The following is a 16,701-nucleotide window of genomic DNA, read 5'->3' as shown; positions in this document are numbered from 1 at the left end:
TTCGCTCGGTGCGTCCGGCTCACTGGCCGTTGCGGCTGTCGTACTTCTCGTAGGCGTCGACGATACGGCCGACCAGCTTGTGCCGGACCACATCCTTGCTGGTGAGCAGGGAGAAGTGCACATCGTCGACGCCGTCCAGGATCTCCCGGACCTGGCGCAGACCGCTCTTCGTGCCGCCCGGAAGGTCGACCTGGGTGACATCGCCGGTGATGACGATCTTGGAGTCGAATCCGAGGCGGGTGAGGAACATCTTCATCTGCTCGGGATTCGTGTTCTGCGCCTCGTCGAGGATGATGAACGCGTCGTTGAGCGTCCGGCCGCGCATATACGCCAGCGGCGCGACCTCGATCGTGCCCGCGGCCATCAGGCGCGGGATGGAGTCGGGGTCGAGCATGTCGTGCAGCGCGTCGTAGAGCGGCCGCAGATACGGGTCGATCTTCTCGTAGAGGGTGCCGGGCAGGAAGCCCAGCCGCTCGCCGGCCTCGACCGCGGGGCGGGTCAGGATGATGCGGTTGACCTGCTTGGCCTGCAGCGCCTGGACGGCCTTGGCCATGGCCAGATACGTCTTGCCGGTGCCGGCGGGGCCGATGCCGAAGACGACGGTGTGCTTGTCGATGGCGTCGACATAGCGCTTCTGGTTGAGGGTCTTGGGCCGGATCGTGCGCCCGCGGTTGGAGAGGATGTTCTGGGTGAGCACCTCGGCGGGCGTCTCGCTCACCGCGCCCTCGCCGTCCTCCGCCGCGCGCAGCATGGCGATCGAGCGTTCCACCGCGTCCTCCGTCATCGGTTGTCCGGTGCGGAGCACCAGCATCATCTCGTCGAAAAGGCGCTGGATGAGAGCGACTTCCCGGGCGTCGCCGACCGCGCTGACTTCGTTGCCGCGGACGTGGATATCGGTCGCCGGGAAGGACTTCTCGATCACGCGCAGTAGCGAGTCTCCGGATCCCAGGACCGTGACCATCGGGTGCTTGGCCGGGACGGTGAACTGGGCGGACGCCTGCGGTTGCGTGGGTGTCTGGGTCATAGGGCGGCGCGAGGCCTGCTCAACCCCCATCCTTTGCTCATCGGAGGAGCCCTCAGAGGTGCCTGCCTGCACTGACTCCTTGCGCTACAAGAGTACGACGGGGCACCGACAAGCCCGAGGGCTTTTCCCCGCCGCCCGGGCCGGCGGAGCGGGCCGCCCGCCGTCGGCGCAGCTCAGGCCGGGCGGCGGAAGCCGATCGTGGGGACGGCCCGGGCCAGCGGAGCGGGCCGGTAGGCCGCGGGCAGCACCTCGTCGAGGAAGGCGTACTGCCGGCGCAGCGCGCCCGCCGCGCCCCCGTCGCCGGTCTCGTAGGCCCGCACCCGCCGCCACCAGGCCGCGATCTCCGCCCAGCCCGGCGCGGAGAGCGAACCGCCGAACTCCTGCACCGACAGCGCCGCGCTCAGCCCCGCGAAGGCCAGCCGGTCGGCGAGCGGCCAGTCGGCCAGGGTGCCGGTGACGAAGCCCGCGACGAAGACGTCGCCGGCGCCGGTGGGGTCCAGCGCCTCCACGGCGATGGCGGGCACCTCGGCGCTCTCGCCGGTCCGCCCGTCCACCGCGTACGCCCCCTTCGACCCCAGCGTGACGACCGCGAGCGGCACCAGGTCGGCGAGCTTGCGGGCGGCCGCGCGCGGGCAGTCCGTGCGGGTGTAGCGCATCGCCTCCTCCGCGTTGGGCAGGAACGCCTCGCAGTGTTCGAGGTCGGCGAGGTCGGCCGGGTCCCAGCGGCCGCTGTCGTCCCAGCCCACGTCCGCGAAGATGCGGCTGCCGCGGCCCGCCGCGCAGCCCAGCCAGCCCTCCCGGCGGCCCGGCACGAGCGAGGCGACGCAGGCGCGGGACGGCGGCGGGCAGCCCGGCGCGTGCTTGCCGTCGAAGGCGAAGTCCGGCGGCGGCGCCTCGTGGCCGTGCGAGACCATCGTGCGCTCGCCCTCGTACGCCATGGAGACGGTCACCGGGGAGTGCCAGCCGGGGACCGTGCGCGACAGCGCCAGGTCGATGCCCTCGCCCTGTTCGAGCGCCTCCCAGCAGTACTCGCCGTACTTGTCGTCGCCGAAGGCCGCGGCGAGGGACGTGCGCAGCCCCAGCCGGGCCAGCGCGGTGGCCATGTTGGCGACGCCGCCGGGGCTGGAGCCCATCCCGCGGGCCCAGGACTCGGTGCCGCGCACCGGCGCGGAGTCCAGGCCGGTGAAGACGATGTCCAGGAAGACCGTGCCGGTGAGGTAGACGTCGGTGTGCGGATCGCCCTCGGCGCGCACCTCGGCCAGCGGATCGAGGGCCGGTGGCACTTCGGCCGGGCCCGCGGGCGGATGGACATCGCGTCGGCTGCTCACCGTGCACGCCCCTTCTGCTATCAGCACGTGCCGCCAGTGTGCCTGATGCTGCGGTACGTTCCGCCTCATGAGGCTCACGATTCTCGGCGGCGGCGGTTTCCGGGTGCCGCTGGTCTACCGCGCGCTGCTGGACGACGCGACGGGATCCGTCTCCGAAGTGGTGCTGTACGACACCGACGCCCGCCGGGTGGCGGTGATCGCCGAGGTGTTGACGCGGCTGGCGCGGGGGCACCGGGCGCCGGTGCCCGTACGGGTCGCGACGGGGCTGGACGACGCGCTGGCCGGCGCCGACTTCGTCTTCTCCGCGATACGGGTGGGCGGTACCGCCGGCCGGATCCGCGACGAGCGGATCCCGCTGTCCGAGGGGGTGCTGGGCCAGGAGACGGTCGGCGCGGGCGGCGTCCTGTACGGCCTGCGGACGATCCCGGTGGCGCTGCACGTCGCCGAGCGGGTCGCCGCGCTCGCCCCGGACGCCTGGGTCATCAACTTCACCAACCCCGCGGGCATGGTCACCGAGGCGATGTCGCAGGTGCTGGGCGACCGCGTCATCGGGATCTGCGATTCACCCGTGGGGCTGGTGCGCCGGGCAGCGCGGGCGGCCGGCGCGGACCCGGCGGCCTTCGAGCACGGCGACGTCGGCTACGACTACGTGGGGCTCAACCACCTCGGCTGGCTGCGGTCGTTGACGCTGGAGGGCAGGGAGCTGCTGCCGGGGCTGCTCGCCGACGACGCGGCGCTGGGCTCCTTCGAGGAGGGCCGGCTCTTCGGCCCGGACTGGCTGCGCACCCTGGGCGCGCTCCCCAACGAGTATCTGCACTACTACTACTTCCGCCGCGAGACCCTCGCCTCGGTGCGGGACACCGCCGAGACCCGCGGTGAGTTCCTCGACCAGCAGCAGGGCGGCTTCTTCGAGCGGGCCGCCGCGGCGGGCGGTCCGGAGGCGGTGTACGCGCTGTGGGAGCGGACGCGGCTGGAGCGCGAGGAGACGTACATGGCGCACAGCCGGGAGGCCAGCGGCGGCTGGCAGCGCGACAGCCACGACCTGGAGGGCGGTGGCTACGACCGGGTGGCGCTGGCCCTGATGCACGCCATCGTGGGCGACAGCGGGACCCGGCTGATCCTCAATGTCCGCAACGGCACGACGGTGCCGCAGCTGGCGCCGGACACGATCGTGGAGACGGTGTGCGAGGTGACCGCCCGCGGCGCCCGCCCGCTGCCCTGCGCGCCGCTGAGGGAGGACCAGTTGGGGCTGATGCTTCAGGTCAAGGCGGTGGAGCGGGCGACGGTCCAGGCGGCGGTGGGCAAGGACCGGGGCGCGGCGCTGCGGGCGCTGGCGCTGCACCCGCTGGTGGACTCCCCGGCGGTGGCCGCCCGCATTCTACGGCGGGCGACCACCGGGACGTGACCATGGGCGTGACCACCGTGATTGCCGACCAGATCGGGGCTCGTCGGCCAGGACCGGGAACCACCCCGCCTCGGGGCACCACCCCGCTTCGGGGCACCACCCCGCCTCGGGGCACCGTCCGGCCCCGGGGCACTCCCCCGCCCCGGGAATACCACCCCGCCCCCACCACGTTCAGGCCCCGCAGGGGGCGCTCGCACCCCCTACGGGAAGTGTTCGCCCGGCCCCTAGTGGCCTCGCTCGATCCACCAGTCGCCCCGCTCGGCCCGCCAGTGGCCCCGCTCGGCCCGCCAGTGGCCCCGTTCGGTCCGCTAGTGGCCCCGTTTGATCCACTCCTCCAGGTGCGGCGCCTCGTCCCCGATGGTCGTCGGGTCGCCGTGCCCGGTACGGACCTGCGTCTGCGGCGGCAGCGTCAGCAGCCGCTCCCGGATCGAGTCGACGATCGTCGGGAAGTCCGAGAAGGACCGGCCGGTGGCACCGGGACCGCCCTGGAAGAGGGTGTCGCCGGTGAAGACCGTCCGCAGGTCGGGCGCGTAGAGGCAGACCGCGCCGGGTGCGTGGCCCGGGGTGTGCAGCACGTGCAGATCCGTACCGGCGATGGTCAGGACCTGGCCGTCCGCCAACTCCGTGTCCGGCGCGGTGTCCGGGTGGGTCTGCTGCCACAGCGGCAGGTCGGCGGGGTGCAGATGGATCCGGGCGCCGGTGCGGTTCGCCAGCGCGGGGGCGGCGTCGATGTGGTCGTTGTGCGCGTGGGTGCAGATGATCGCGCGCAGCGTCCGGCCGCCGAGCGCCGCCAGGATGGCCTCGGCGTCATGGGCGGCGTCGATGACGATCGCCTCGTCGTCGTCGCCGACGATCCACACGTTGTTGTCGACGTCCCAGGTGCCGCCGTCGAGCGAGAAGGTTCCGGAGGTGACCAGGTGGTCGACGCGGGCCGCCATCAGAGCACCACCACCGAACGCAGCACGTCGCCGGCGTGCATCCGCTCGAAGGCCCGCTCGACCTCGTCGATGCCGATGGTCTCGGTGACGAAGGCGGAGAGGTCGATCCGGCCCTGCTGGTGCAGGTCGATCAGCATCGGGAAGTCGCGGGAGGGCAGGCAGTCGCCGTACCAGGAGGACTTCAGGGCGCCACCGCGGCCGAAGACGTCCAGCAGGGGCAGTTCCAGGGTCATCTCCGGGGTGGGGACGCCCACCAGGACGACGGTCCCGGCCAGGTCGCGGGCGTAGAACGCCTGCCGGTAGGTCTCCGGCCGGCCGACCGCTTCGATGACGACGTCCGCGCCGAAGCCGCCGGTCAGCTCGCGGATCGCCTCGACGGGGTCGGTGGTGCGGGAGTTGACGGTGTGTGTGGCGCCCATGGTGCGCGCGGTCGCCAGCTTGCGGTCGTCGATGTCCACCGCGATGATCCGGGCCGCTCCGGCCAGCCGCGCGCCCACCACGGCCGCGTCGCCCACCCCGCCGCAGCCGATGACCGCGACCGAGTCGCCGCGCCCGACCCCGCCGGTGTTGAGGGCGGCGCCGATGCCCGCCATCACCCCGCAGCCCAGCAGGCCGGCCACCGCGGGCGAGACCTCCGGGTCGACCTTGGTGCACTGCCCGGCGGCGACCAGCGTCTTGTCGGCGAAGGCCCCGATGCCGAGGGCAGGGGTCAGCTCGGTCCCGTCCTTCAGCGTCATCTTCTGCCGGGCGTTGTGGGTGTCGAAGCAGTACTGGGGGCGGCCGCGCAGACAGGCCCGGCACGCTCCGCACACCGCGCGCCAGTTGAGGACGACGAAGTCGCCCGGCGCGACGTCGGTGACCCCCGGGCCGACCGACTCCACCACACCGGCGGCCTCGTGCCCGAGCAGAAACGGGAACTCGTCGTTGATGCCGCCCTGCTTGTAGTGCAGATCGGTGTGGCACACCCCGCACGCCTGGACCTTCACCACGGCCTCGCCGGGCCCCGGATCCGGCACCAGGATCGTCTCCAGCCGGACCGGTTCGTTCTTCCCCGGCGCAATCACGCCGCGCACTTCCTGTGCCATCGGAACAGCCCCTTTCAAAGATCACATACGGGACCACTGTGGCGCACACTGCCACTGAGCCGTGCCTCACCGTACGCGTGCGGGGCTACCGTGCGCAGGACCACGGCCGGGTCCGTGATCTCCGGCCCGGGGCGCGCTCCCCGGGGTCACCAGCGCGGGACGGCGGGGGCGGTCCAGCCGGGGTCGGCGCGCCGCATGGCGGCGGCGTCGTCGCGGTCGCGCAGACCGCCGTCGTCGGCGAGCCAGCGGCGGTGCAGCGCGGTGAGCCGGTCGCGGTCGAGCTCGACGCCGAGGCCGGGGGCGTCGCCGACGTCCACCCGGCCGTCGCGGAAGGCGAGCCGCTCGGTGAGGACGTCCTCGGTCTGCCAGGGGTAGTGGGTGTCGCAGGCGTGGACGAGGTCCGGCACGGTCGCCGCGACCTGGGTCATCGCGGCGAGGCTGATGCCCAGGTGGGTGTTGGAGTGCATGGACACACCGACGCCGAAGGCGCGGCAGACGGCGGCGAGTTCGCGGGTGCTGCGCAGCCCGCCCCAGTAGTGGTGGTCGCAGAGCACGATCTGGACGGCGTCGCGGGTGAATGCCCCGGCGATCTCGTCGAAGGTCGTCACGCACATGTTCGTGGCCAGCGGGAGTCCCGCCCGCCGCGGGCCCCCGTCCGGGCCGCCGGTGCCCCGCCCCGCTCGGCGCAGTCCGGCCGCCACCCGCGCCATGCGGTCGGTGCCGCTCGCGGGGTCCTCCAGGTACTCCAGGACGTCCTGGAGCGCGTCCGCGACCCGCAGCGACGTCGCCACGCTCCAGGCGCCATTGGGGTCCAGCCGCAGCGGCCGCCCGGGGAACGCGGCCGCCAGCGCCCGGATCGCCGCCACCTCCCGGGCGGGCGGGAAGACCCCGCCCTTGAGCTTGAAGGAGGTGAAGCCGTAGGTGTCGGCGAATCGGCGGGCCTGTGCGACGACGCCGGCCGGGTCGAGCGCCGCGCCCCAGTCGTCGCGCTCCCCGCGGCCGTCCGGGTGCTCCGCCCACCGGTAGAAGAGGTAGGCGCCGTACTCGACGCGGTCGCGGACCTTGCCGCCGAGCAGGGCGTGGACGGGCAGGCCGGCGGTCCTGCCCCAGGCGTCGAGGCAGGCGACCTCGAAGCCGGAGAGGACCGAGAGCCGCAGCTTGCCGGCGGTCTGGACGCCGCGCAGCCCGCCGGCGTCGACCGCGTCGGCGCCGGTCGCGGCGTTGGGGTCTCCCCTGCTCGAACGCAGTGGAGAGCTTGGGGAAGAGTCCCCGCACGCCTCGGCGGCGAGTGCCGGCAGGCCGTTCAGGTCCGTGACCGATCGTCCGATCAGCGCGGTCGCCAACGGCTGTGCCAGGTCGAGGTACTTGGTGTCGCCGTAGGTCTCGCCGAGGCCGGTCGCGCCGCCTTCCGTGATCAGCTCGATGATCAGCCGGGGGGTGTAGGGCTGGTGGACGCCCTGGGTGTTCAGCAGCGGCGGATCGGCCACCAGGATCGGGGTGAGGCGGACCTCGGCGATGGTGAGGGCGTCCTTGGCGTCGGTCATCCGGGGGCTCCTACGGGCCGGGACGTCGCGACCAACGCCCACGCCGTTCTCATATATGAAGGATATCCATGGATGAATTCAGAAGCTAGGGATCCGACCTCCCGGCCGTCAACACCCCGGGCCGCGCGCCCCGTTGGGCATGCCCTCTCCCGGCCGAGCCTTTGCCAATCATTGAATCTTCGCGCGTAGATAGGCATTTAAGGCTCTGTTAGACCTACCGGTGACCACTCACCCCCCTGAAGGAGCCGCGCATGCGCCGTCCCGATCGCTTCCGCCCCGCCCTCTCCCGTCGCGCCCGCCTCGGCGCCGCGACGGTCGCCGCCCTCGTCACCGGCACCGCGGTCTTCGGCATAGGCCAGGCCACCGCCGAACACTCCGTGCCGCACACCGACAAGGAGATCCCGAACCTCACGCAGGTCCAGGACAAGATCAAGGCGTACTACGGCGACACGGTGACGGCCGACGGCGAGCACTACGCCTCCCCCAAGAGCAACTACGCCCGCCAGGTCCGCGGCATCGAGGCCAAGGCCCGCACCTACCTGGCCAAGGCCCTCGCCAAGCACTCCAAGGGCGACGGGCGCGCCAAGCCCGCCATCGTCCTGGACATGGACGACACCACCCTGCTGACGTACAACTACGAGCTCCAGGTCGGCTTCCACTTCACCCCGGAGAGCCAGGACAAGTACCTGGAGACCACCGACATGGACCCGGTCTTCGGCATGGACCGGCTGGTGAACTGGGCCCACGACAAGGGCGCCGAGGTCTTCTTCATCACCGGCCGCAAGGAGTCGCAGCGCGACTGGAGCGTGCGCAACCTCAAGAACGTCGGCTACGACGTGGCGCTGGACCGCACGCACGTCTACCTGAAGAACAAGGAGAACCCGCCGCCCTACCTGCCCTGCGGCGCCGGCTGCACCACCATCGAGTACAAGTCCGGCACCCGCAAGCACATCGAGTCCCTCGGCTACAACATCGTCGCCAACTTCGGGGACCAGTACAGCGACCTGAGCGGCGGCGCCGGCGACCGCACGTTCAAGATGCCGAACCCGATGTACTACCTGCCGTAAGGCGGCGCGCCCGGTGGCCCGCCGCACGACGGGTGGCGGCCACCGGGCGCTCAGCGCCGCTTGGGCAGCGGCACCCGCATCAGGTCCCTGGCGATGGTCAGTTCGCCCGTATAGCCGGCCGCGCGGGCCTGCCGCTCGAACTCCGCGGGGTCGTCGTACCGCTGCGAGAAGTGCGTCAGGACCAGATGCCGTACGCCCGCCCGGGCGGCCACCTCGGCGGCCTGCCCGGCGGTCAGATGACCGTGGTCCACGGCCAGTTGCACGTCCTCGTCCAGGAACGTCGACTCGATGACGAGCATGTCCACGCCCTCGGCGAGCGCATGGACGCCCGGGCACAGCCGGGTGTCCATCACGAACGCGAACCGCTGGCCGGGACGGAGTTCGCTGACCTCCTCGACGGTGACGCCGTTCAGCTCGCCCAGCCGCTGCAGACGCCCGACGTCCGGCCCGGCGATGCCGTGCTCCGCCAGCCGCTCGGGCAGCATCCGCCGGGAGTCCGGCTCCACCAGGCGGTAGCCGAAGGACTCCACGGGGTGCGAGAGCCTGCGCGCCTCCAGCAGATACGACTTCGAGCGGTCCAGCTCACCGTCCTCGGCGACCGGCCGCTGGACCAGCCGGACGGTCTCCCGATAGGCGGTGGCATAGCGCAGCCGGTCGAAGAAGCGCTCCCCGCTGGCCGGGTAGTGGGCGGTGATCGGGTGCGGCACCCGATCCAGGTTGATCCGCTGGATCACCCCGGCCAGGCCGAGCGAGTGGTCGCCGTGGAAGTGGGTGACGCAGATCCGGTTGAGGTCGTGGGCGGCGACCCCGGCGCGCAGCATCTGGCGCTGGGTGCCCTCACCGGGGTCGAAGAGCAGCCCCTGGCCGTCCCAGCGCAGGAGGTAGCCGTTGTGGTTGCGGTGCCGCGTGGGGACCTGACTCGCGGTGCCGAGGACGACCAGTTCACGTACGGACACGGTCGGCTATCCGGGGGGCCATTGGAGGCCGCGGCCTCCCAGGACGTGCAGATGTGCGTGGAAGACGGTCTGGCCGGCGCCGGCGCCGGTGTTGAAGACGACCCGGTAGCCCCGGTCCTCGACCTTGTCCTCGGCGGCGACCTCGCGGGACTCGCGCAGTATGTCGGCGATGACCTGCGGTTCGGCGGCGGCGAGGGCGGCGGCGTCCGGGTAGTGCACCTTGGGGATCACCAGGACGTGCGTCGGGGCCTGGGGGTTGATGTCGCGGAACGCGACGGTGGTCTCGGTCTCCCGGACGATGGTCGCCGGCACCTCCCCCGCCACGATCTTGCAGAACAGGCAGTCGGCCTGCGGTTCTCCCGCCACCGGTGGCTCCTCCCGGGTCGTCCGTCATGCGCACGGTACGCACGGCTTGGGATGCTACCGGGCGCCCGGCGGGGCGGCGGAACGGGCGCGCCCCACCCGTCGGCGCCACACGCGCCCCGGGGATCACTAAGCTGACCGGTGATCGCTTTCGCCCACAACCGGGAGTTATGCACCATGGCAACCACGCGCACCGCCCAGACCCACTGGGAAGGCAACCTCCTGGAGGGGAAGGGCACCGTCGCCCTGACGTCCTCCAACATCGGCTCGTTCGACGTGAACTGGCCCTCCCGCGCGGAGCAGCCGAACGGCCGCACCAGCCCCGAGGAGCTGATCGCGGCGGCCCACTCCTCCTGCTACTCGATGGCCTTCTCGCACGGCCTGGCGGGCAAGGGCTACACCGTGGCGGCCCTGGACACCAAGGCCGATGTCACCTTCCAGCCCGGTGAGGGCATCACCGGCATCGTCCTGACCGTCAAGGCCAGCGTCCCCGGCCTGTCCGAGGCGGACTTCCAGGCGGCGGCCGAGGACGCCAAGAAGAACTGCCCGGTGAGCCAGGCGCTGGCGGGCGTCAAGAACATCACGCTGAACGCCGAACTCCTGGGCTGACGCGGCGACCGGTCCGGTCGCCCCTTGCGTGAACGGCGGTGCGTCGACGGGCCCTTGGGGCCGGTCGGCGCACCGCCGCGTTGTCGGTGGGCCGTGCGACGATGGGTTCGGCGACGGCCCCGGGAAGCCCGCCGGGGGTGTCCCGCCCGGCCAGGACCCATCGGACGGGCCCTAGGGCCTGTCCGATGGGTCGGGGTCGGAAAGGCCGCGGCGTCTGGTGCGGTGCATCGCAAGGCGCCGGAGCGTCTCGATAGCGGAGCTATCGGGATGATTCGGCAACGCCGCGAGGTGCCGTGCCAGGCGTCGCGGGCCCGGCCAGGACCCATCGGACGGGCCCTAGCTCCAGCGCCCCGTGCGCCCCAGCAGCAGGGCCGTCGCGGCGGTGCCCGCGGTGGAGGTGCGCAGGACGGTCGTGCCCAGGCGGTACGGCTTGGCGCCGGCCTCGGCGAAGACGGCGAGCTCCTCCGGGGAGACGCCCCCCTCGGGGCCGACGACGAGCACGATACGGCCGGTGGCGGGGAGTTCGGCGGTGGCCAGCGGAGTGCTGCCCTCCTCGTGGAGGACGGCCGCGAAGTCGGCGTCGGCCAGCAGGGCGGCGACCTGCTTCGTCGTCAGCGGGTCGGCGACCTCCGGAAAGGTCAGCCGGCGGGACTGCTTGCCCGCCTCGCGGGCCGTGGCGCGCCATTTGCCCAGCGACTTGGCGGCCCGCTCGCCCTTCCACTGGGTGACGCAACGCGCCGCCGGCCAGGGCACGATGGCGTCCACACCGGTCTCGGTCATCGTCTCGACGGCCAGCTCGCCGCGGTCGCCCTTGGGGAGCGCCTGGACGACGGTGATGACCGGGTCCGGCGGATCGTCGGTGCGCAGCTCCGCGACGGCGACGGTGAGGGTGTCCTTGCCCTCGACGGAGGCGACCGTGCCGTAGGCGCCGGTCCCATGGCCGTCCGTCAGCACGACCTCCTCGCCGGCCCGCAGCCGCCGCACCGACACCGCGTGCCGGCCCTCGGGGCCGTCCAGGGTCAGCGTGCCGCCGGCCCGTGCCTGCGCGAGCGAGTCGACGAGGAAGACCGGCGCGGTCATGACGCGCCGCCGTCGCCGGGGCGGGCCAATGCGGCCCGTGCCGCGTCGATTTCGGCCGCCAGGACCTCGACGAGCTGCGCCGCGGGCAGTTCCCTGGCCAGCCGGTGCCCCTGCCCCGCCCACAGGCTCATGGCCTGCGCGTCGCCCGCCTTGGCCGCGGCCTTGCGGACGGTGGAGGTGAGGTAGTGGACGGCGGGGTAGGCGGCCGGGGCGTACGGGCCGTGTTCGCGCAGGAAGCGGTTCACCAGCCCGCGGGCCGGGCGCCCGGAGAAGGCCCGGGTCAACTCGGTATGCGTGAACAGGGGGTTGGTCAGCGCCTGCTTGTGCAGCGGGTGGGCGCCGGACTCGGGGGTGGCGAGGAAGGCCGTCCCCAGCTGCGCCATCGTCGCCCCGGCGGCCAGTACGGCGGCGATCTGCGCCCCGCGCATCAGCCCGCCGGCGGCGATCACCGGGATCTGCACGGCCTCGCGGACCTGGCCGAGCAGCGCCAGCAGCCCCAGCCCCGCGCCGGTCCCGTCCGCGTGCGGATCGTCCCGGTGGGTGCCCTGGTGGCCGCCGGCCTCCACGCCCTGCACACACACCGCGTCCGCGCCCGACCACTGCGCGGCCTGCGCCTCGGCCGCCGTGGTGGCCGTCACGACGGTGTACGTACCGACCTTGGCGAAGGCGTCGAGGACGGCGCGCGAGGGGCAGCCGAAGGTGAAGGACACCAGCGGGACCGGGTCCTCCCGCAGTATCGCGAGCTTGGCCTCGTAGCCGTCGTCGCTGGGCTCGTCGGTGTCGCCGAGCCCGGTCTCGTACCAGGCGACCTCGCCCGCGAGCTGCTCGCGGTAGACCTCGACGGCGGCGGTGTCGGCCAGCGAGGGCTGCGGCATGAAGAGATTGACGCCGAAGGGCCGGTCGGTCAGCGACCGCAGCTGTTTGATCTCCTGGTACATACCGTCGGCGGTCTTGTAGCCGGCGGCGAGGAAGCCGAGACCGCCGGCGCCGCAGACGGCGGCGGCCAGCTCGGGACCGGAGCCGCCTCCCGCCATCGGCGCCTGCACGATCGGATAGCGGCAGAGATCGGTCAGTGCGGTGGACATGAGCACATCGTGTCACGGGAAACGCCGAGCCCCCGCATCAGGGGCTCGGCGTCGATACGCGCCTGGGGCGCGCCGGATCGGCCGTGGTCCGAAGCTACCGGCTCCCGTAGCCCGGACCCCAAAAGCGCCGTGGTCTACCGCCCGTTGAAGGCGTCCTTCAGCCGGGAGAACAGCCCCTGCTGCCCCGGCTGGAACTGGCCCGTGGGCCGCTCCTCGCCGCGCAGCTTGGCGAGCCGCCGCAGCAGCTCCTCCTGCTCGGGATCGAGCTTGGTCGGGGTCTGCACCTCGACATGGACGATGAGATCGCCGCGGCCGTTGCCCCGCAGATGCGTCACTCCGCGCTGGTGCAGCGGAATCGACTGCCCGGACTGGGTGCCGGGCCGCACATCGATCTCCTCCACCCCGTCCAGCGTCTCCAGCGGGCACTTCGTGCCCAGCGCCGCCGCCGTCATCGGGATGGTGACCGTGCAGTGCAGATCGTCGCCGCGCCGCTGGAAGACCGGGTGCGGCAGCTCGTGGATCTCGACGTAGAGGTCGCCGGCGGGGCCGCCGCCGGGGCCGACCTCGCCCTCGCCCGCCAGCTGGATCCGGGTGCCGTTGTCGACACCGGCCGGGATCTTGACCGTCAGCGTACGACGGGAGCGGATCCGCCCGTCGCCCGCGCACTCGGGGCACGGGGTCGGCACGACCGTGCCGAAGCCCTGGCACTGCGGGCACGGCCGCGATGTCATGACCTGGCCGAGGAAGGACCGGGTGACCTGCGAGACCTCACCGCGGCCGCGGCACATGTCGCAGGTCTGCGCCGAGGTCCCCGGCGCCGCGCCCTCACCCGTGCACGTCGTGCAGACCACGGCGGTGTCGACCTGGATGTCCTTGGTCGTACCGAAGGCCGCCTCGTTCAGCTCGATATCGAGCCGGATCATGGCGTCCTGGCCGCGGCGGGTGCGCGAGCGCGGTCCGCGCTGCGAGGCCGTGCCGAAGAAGGCGTCCATGATGTCGGAGAAGTTGCCGAAGCCCGCGCCGAAGCCGCCCGCGCCGCCACCGGCACCGCCCGACTGCGACAGCGGGTCCCCGCCGAGGTCGTAGACCTGCTTCTTCTGCGGATCCGACAGGACCTCGTAAGCGGCGTTGATCTCCTTGAACCGCTCCTGGGTCTTGGGGTCCGGGTTCACGTCCGGGTGCAGCTCGCGCGCCAGCCTCCGGAATGCCTTCTTGATCTCGTCCTGCGAGGCATCGCGCCGTACGCCCAGGACCGCGTAGTAATCCGTGGCCACTTACGACTCCGCCAGGATCTGTCCGACGTAACGTGCCACTGCGCGTACCGCTCCCATCGTTCCGGGGTAGTCCATGCGGGTCGGTCCGACCACGCCGAGTTTGGCGACTGCCTCGTCGCCCGAACCGTAACCGACCGCGACGACCGATGTGGACGTCAGGCCTTCGTGGGCATTCTCATGCCCGATACGTACGGTCATGCCCGAGTCCTTGGCCTCGCCGAGCAACTTGAGCAGCACCACATGCTCCTCAAGGGCCTCCAGCACCGGACGGATGGTCAGGGGGAAATCGTGACCGAAGCGCGTGAGATTGGCGGTGCCGCCGATCATCAGCCGCTCTTCGGTCTCCTCCACCAAAGTCTCCAGCAACACCGACAGCACTGTCGAGACCGTGCTGCGGTCGTCCTGTTCGAAGGACTCCGGGAGATCCTGCACCAACGGCGGCACATCCGCGAACCGGCGCCCCACGACCCGGCTGTTGAGCCGCGCCCGCAGGTCCGCCAGCGAGGTCTCGGCGAACGGCGTCTGGCAGTCGATCAGCCGCTGCTCGACCCGTCCGGTGTCCGTGATCAGTACGAGCATCAACCGGGCCGGGGCCAGCGCCAGCAGCTCGACGTGCCGGACGGTGGAGCGCGTCAGGGACGGGTACTGCACCACCGCGACCTGCCGGGTCAGCTGCGCCAGCAGCCGCACCGTACGCCCCACCACGTCGTCGAGGTCGACGGCACCGTCCAGGAAGTTCTGGATCGCCCGCCGCTCCGGGCTGGACAGCGGTTTGACGCCGGCCAGCTTGTCGACGAAGAGGCGGTAGCCCTTGTCGGTCGGGATCCGCCCCGCGCTCGTGTGCGGCTGGGCGATGAAGCCCTCGTCCTCCAGGGCTGCCATGTCGTTGCGGACGGTCGCCGGGGAGACCCCCAGCTGATGCCGCTCGGTGAGCGCCTTGGAGCCGACCGGCTCCTCCGTCCCGACATAGTCCTGGACGATGGCGCGCAGCACTTCGAGCCTGCGTTCACTGAGCATCCCGCGCACCTCCAGTCCGGCCGTCCGCCGTTTCGTTACTCCTGGCACTCACACGGGCCGAGTGCCAGACCCGGAGCCAGTGTACGGCCGGGTAGCACGGCCACGGCAAGGGTGACCTCCCGCGGCGCCCGCCGGATGACCGTGTTCGGCCGATCCGCCGGGCAACGCTATCGCGATGGAGCTAGCGTCTCGGTATGGGCACTGCTTGGGAAGAGGCCGGGTGGGAACAGCTCGGTGACGGTGTCGCCAGGCGCCGGATGCCGGGCTGGGACGAGACGATCGGCGTGATCGCCGGGTCGACCGGCGTCATGATCGTGGACACCGGTGCGAGCATCCGTGACGGCGCGGATCTGCGCCGGGCCATCCGCGGCGTACTGGGCCGGGAAGTGACGCATGTCGCGCTCACCCATCCGCATTTCGATCATGTGCTGGGCACCGCCGCGTTCGCCGGCGTCGAGGTGTTCGGCGCGGCCGGTCTGGGCGAGCTGCTCCGGCGCGGCAAGGACGAGCTGCGGCACGACGCGATGCGCCACGGCGTCGAGCGGGACGCCGCGGCGGAGGCCGCCGATCTGCTGGTCGCCCCGCACCACCATGTGCACGGCCAGCTGACCGTCGATCTCGGCGACCGGCAGGTGCTGCTGGCCAACGTGGGCCCCGGCCACACCGCCCACGACCTGGCGGTCCTGGTGCCCGGCCGGCACGGCGCACCCGAGATCGTCTTCTGCGGCGACCTGGTCGAGGAGTCCGGCGAACCGCAGGCCGGCCCGGACGCCCTGCCCCAGCAGTGGCCCGCGGCCCTGGACCGCCTGCTGGCCCTGGGCGGCGAGGACGCGCGGTACGTCCCCGGCCATGGCGCCGTGGTGGACGCCGCCTTCGTCCGCGCCCAGCGCGACGCCCTGGCGGCCCTCTTCGGCGTCCCGCCCTCCTGAGGGCCGGCCTGCGCCGCGATCGGGGCCCGACCGGCGTCATCGGGGCCCGCAGCGATCAGGCCCCGCTGCCATCGGGGCCCGCTGTCTCCGGAGCCCGCCGCCGTGATCTCGTATAGAACAGGCCCATGCAGAGCAAGCGCTACAGCCCCGACCTGACCCCGTCCTGGAAGAAGCAGCGCCCCGCGCCCGAGGTGCCGGCCGACCCCGATCTGGTCGTCGAGGAGGTCGCCACGGGCTTCTGCGGCGCCGTGATCCGCTGTGAGAAGACCGCCGAGGGGCCCACGGTCACCCTGGAGGACCGCTTCGGCAAGCACCGCGTCTTCCCCATGGCCCCGCGCGGCTTCCTTCTGGAGGGCAAGATCGTCACCCTCGTGCGGCCGCAGCACCGTCCGGCGCCCGGCGGCCCCGCCCGTACGGCCTCTGGATCACTCGCCGTCCCCGGCGCCCGCGCCCGGGTCGCACGCGCCGGGCGCATCTACGTGGAGGGCCGGCACGACGCCGAGCTGGTCGAGCGGGTCTGGGGCGACGACCTGCGCATCGAGGGCGTCGTCGTGGAGTACCTGGAGGGCGTCGACGACCTCCCGGCGATCGTCCGCGGCTTCTCCCCCGGACCGGACGCCCGGCTGGGGGTGCTGGTGGACCACCTGGTGCCCGGCTCCAAGGAGTCCCGCATCGCCGCCGAGGTCACCGGCGAGCACGCCCTGGTCGTGGGCCACCCGTACATCGACGTATGGGAGGCCGTGAAGCCGTCGTCGGTGGGGATCGCGGCCTGGCCCGCCGTTCCGCGCGGCCAGGACTGGAAGACGGGGGTGTGCCGGGCGCTGGGCTGGCCGGAGAACACCGGGGCGGCGTGGCAGCGGATCCTGTCCTGCGTACGGTCCTACAAGGACCTGGAGCCGCAACTCCTCGGGCGGGTCGAGGAGTTGATCGATTTCGTCACGGTCGGCGGGGAGGGGTGACGCCGCGGGGAGGCGCGGGGGCGGATGACGCGGCGGGG

The 16,701-nt window shown here is 72.4% G+C and carries 16 protein-coding genes; 5 read left to right on the top strand and 11 right to left on the bottom strand.

All coding sequences use genetic code 11. From position 1 onward, the window contains the following. Window positions 1–19: 19 nt before the first annotated feature. Entirely contained in the window at window positions 20–1,024 is a 1,005-nt protein-coding gene (locus ACZ4NB_RS24675; RefSeq protein ID WP_393486968.1) for a PhoH family protein, read from the bottom strand. 173 nt (window positions 1,025–1,197) lie between these two features. Continuing rightward, entirely contained in the window at window positions 1,198–2,352 is a 1,155-nt protein-coding gene (locus ACZ4NB_RS24670; protein WP_467664766.1) for a carbohydrate kinase family protein, read from the bottom strand. Between the two features lie 67 nt (window positions 2,353–2,419). Here ACZ4NB_RS24670 and ACZ4NB_RS24665 point away from each other — a divergent pair, with 67 nt between their 5' ends. Continuing rightward, complete coding sequence (locus tag ACZ4NB_RS24665) at window positions 2,420–3,757, top strand: 6-phospho-beta-glucosidase (protein WP_467664764.1); 1,338 nt, start codon at window positions 2,420–2,422, stop codon at window positions 3,755–3,757. Window positions 3,758–4,065: 308 nt separating this feature from the next. On the opposite strand, the gene ACZ4NB_RS24660 is transcribed toward ACZ4NB_RS24665, so the two are convergent. The 3 genes from ACZ4NB_RS24660 to ACZ4NB_RS24650 all read right to left on the bottom strand — a co-directional run bounded on the left by ACZ4NB_RS24660 (window position 4,066) and on the right by ACZ4NB_RS24650 (window position 7,324). Continuing rightward, window positions 4,066–4,695, bottom strand: a complete 630-nt coding sequence (locus ACZ4NB_RS24660; protein ID WP_467664762.1) for an MBL fold metallo-hydrolase — start codon at window positions 4,693–4,695, stop codon at window positions 4,066–4,068. Continuing rightward, window positions 4,695–5,780 (bottom strand): S-(hydroxymethyl)mycothiol dehydrogenase, encoded by a 1,086-nt coding sequence (locus ACZ4NB_RS24655; RefSeq protein WP_467664760.1) that lies wholly within the window; start codon window positions 5,778–5,780, stop codon window positions 4,695–4,697. Before ACZ4NB_RS24655 ends, ACZ4NB_RS24660 begins: the two co-directional genes overlap by 1 nt. Before the next feature lie 146 nt (window positions 5,781–5,926). Then, window positions 5,927–7,324 carry an enolase C-terminal domain-like protein gene (locus ACZ4NB_RS24650; protein ID WP_467664758.1) on the bottom strand — a complete coding sequence of 466 codons (1,398 nt, stop codon included), beginning with the start codon at window positions 7,322–7,324 and terminating at the stop codon, window positions 5,927–5,929. Window positions 7,325–7,575: 251 nt separating this feature from the next. Between ACZ4NB_RS24650 and ACZ4NB_RS24645 the strand changes: the two genes are divergently transcribed. After that, window positions 7,576–8,391 carry an HAD family acid phosphatase gene (locus ACZ4NB_RS24645; RefSeq protein ID WP_467664756.1) on the top strand — a complete coding sequence of 272 codons (816 nt, stop codon included), beginning with the start codon at window positions 7,576–7,578 and terminating at the stop codon, window positions 8,389–8,391. Between the two features lie 50 nt (window positions 8,392–8,441). Here ACZ4NB_RS24645 and ACZ4NB_RS24640 read toward each other — a convergent pair whose 3' ends face one another. Both ACZ4NB_RS24640 and ACZ4NB_RS24635 read right to left on the bottom strand, forming a co-directional pair. Next, a complete protein-coding gene (locus tag ACZ4NB_RS24640; RefSeq protein ID WP_467664754.1) occupies window positions 8,442–9,347 on the bottom strand; it encodes a ribonuclease Z in 906 nt (301 codons plus the stop codon). A gap of 6 nt (window positions 9,348–9,353) precedes the next feature. Next, window positions 9,354–9,713, bottom strand: coding sequence for a histidine triad nucleotide-binding protein (locus ACZ4NB_RS24635; protein WP_363153684.1), 360 nt, complete (start codon window positions 9,711–9,713; stop codon window positions 9,354–9,356). A 174-nt stretch (window positions 9,714–9,887) separates the two neighbouring features. Between ACZ4NB_RS24635 and ACZ4NB_RS24630 the strand changes: the two genes are divergently transcribed. Beyond that, window positions 9,888–10,319, top strand: coding sequence for an OsmC family protein (locus ACZ4NB_RS24630; protein WP_467664752.1), 432 nt, complete (start codon window positions 9,888–9,890; stop codon window positions 10,317–10,319). Between the two features lie 336 nt (window positions 10,320–10,655). On the opposite strand, the gene ACZ4NB_RS24625 is transcribed toward ACZ4NB_RS24630, so the two are convergent. The 4 genes from ACZ4NB_RS24625 to hrcA form a co-directional block, all read right to left on the bottom strand. After that, window positions 10,656–11,399, bottom strand: a complete 744-nt coding sequence (locus ACZ4NB_RS24625) for a 16S rRNA (uracil(1498)-N(3))-methyltransferase (protein WP_467664750.1) — start codon at window positions 11,397–11,399, stop codon at window positions 10,656–10,658. Continuing rightward, entirely contained in the window at window positions 11,396–12,484 is a 1,089-nt protein-coding gene (locus tag ACZ4NB_RS24620) for a nitronate monooxygenase (RefSeq protein WP_467664748.1), read from the bottom strand. The genes ACZ4NB_RS24625 and ACZ4NB_RS24620 overlap by 4 nt, the downstream gene beginning before the upstream one ends. Window positions 12,485–12,618: 134 nt before the next feature. Continuing rightward, window positions 12,619–13,758 carry a molecular chaperone DnaJ gene (gene dnaJ, locus ACZ4NB_RS24615; protein ID WP_467664746.1) on the bottom strand — a complete coding sequence of 380 codons (1,140 nt, stop codon included), beginning with the start codon at window positions 13,756–13,758 and terminating at the stop codon, window positions 12,619–12,621. Continuing rightward, entirely contained in the window at window positions 13,759–14,775 is a 1,017-nt protein-coding gene (gene hrcA, locus ACZ4NB_RS24610) for a heat-inducible transcriptional repressor HrcA (protein WP_393486946.1), read from the bottom strand. 194 nt (window positions 14,776–14,969) lie between these two features. Here hrcA and ACZ4NB_RS24605 point away from each other — a divergent pair, with 194 nt between their 5' ends. Together ACZ4NB_RS24605 and ACZ4NB_RS24600 are read left to right on the top strand one after the other, a co-directional pair. Further along, a complete protein-coding gene (locus ACZ4NB_RS24605) occupies window positions 14,970–15,704 on the top strand; it encodes an MBL fold metallo-hydrolase (RefSeq protein WP_467664744.1) in 735 nt (244 codons plus the stop codon). Window positions 15,705–15,829: 125 nt separating this feature from the next. Then, the gene (locus tag ACZ4NB_RS24600; RefSeq protein ID WP_467664742.1) at window positions 15,830–16,663 is read left to right on the top strand and encodes a DUF3097 domain-containing protein; all 834 of its coding nucleotides are present in this window, start codon (window positions 15,830–15,832) and stop codon (window positions 16,661–16,663) included. Window positions 16,664–16,701: the final 38 nt, after the last annotated feature.

The organism is Streptomyces sp. NPDC026575, assembly GCF_055567415.1.
This window is presented reverse-complemented; position numbering and strand designations above follow the sequence as displayed.

Coding starts and splice junctions, on each gene's coding strand:
- ACZ4NB_RS24675 (WP_393486968.1), bottom strand. CDS start 1,024: ATGACCCAGACACCCACGCAACCGCAGGCGTCCGCCCAGTTCACCGTC.
- ACZ4NB_RS24665 (WP_467664764.1), top strand. CDS start 2,420: ATGAGGCTCACGATTCTCGGCGGCGGCGGTTTCCGGGTGCCGCTGGTC.
- ACZ4NB_RS24660 (WP_467664762.1), bottom strand. CDS start 4,695: ATGGCGGCCCGCGTCGACCACCTGGTCACCTCCGGAACCTTCTCGCTC.
- ACZ4NB_RS24655 (WP_467664760.1), bottom strand. CDS start 5,780: ATGGCACAGGAAGTGCGCGGCGTGATTGCGCCGGGGAAGAACGAACCG.
- ACZ4NB_RS24650 (WP_467664758.1), bottom strand. CDS start 7,324: ATGACCGACGCCAAGGACGCCCTCACCATCGCCGAGGTCCGCCTCACC.
- ACZ4NB_RS24645 (WP_467664756.1), top strand. CDS start 7,576: ATGCGCCGTCCCGATCGCTTCCGCCCCGCCCTCTCCCGTCGCGCCCGC.
- ACZ4NB_RS24630 (WP_467664752.1), top strand. CDS start 9,888: ATGGCAACCACGCGCACCGCCCAGACCCACTGGGAAGGCAACCTCCTG.
- ACZ4NB_RS24625 (WP_467664750.1), bottom strand. CDS start 11,399: ATGACCGCGCCGGTCTTCCTCGTCGACTCGCTCGCGCAGGCACGGGCC.
- ACZ4NB_RS24620 (WP_467664748.1), bottom strand. CDS start 12,484: ATGTCCACCGCACTGACCGATCTCTGCCGCTATCCGATCGTGCAGGCG.
- hrcA (WP_393486946.1), bottom strand. CDS start 14,775: ATGCTCAGTGAACGCAGGCTCGAAGTGCTGCGCGCCATCGTCCAGGAC.
- ACZ4NB_RS24605 (WP_467664744.1), top strand. CDS start 14,970: ATGGGCACTGCTTGGGAAGAGGCCGGGTGGGAACAGCTCGGTGACGGT.
- ACZ4NB_RS24600 (WP_467664742.1), top strand. CDS start 15,830: ATGCAGAGCAAGCGCTACAGCCCCGACCTGACCCCGTCCTGGAAGAAG.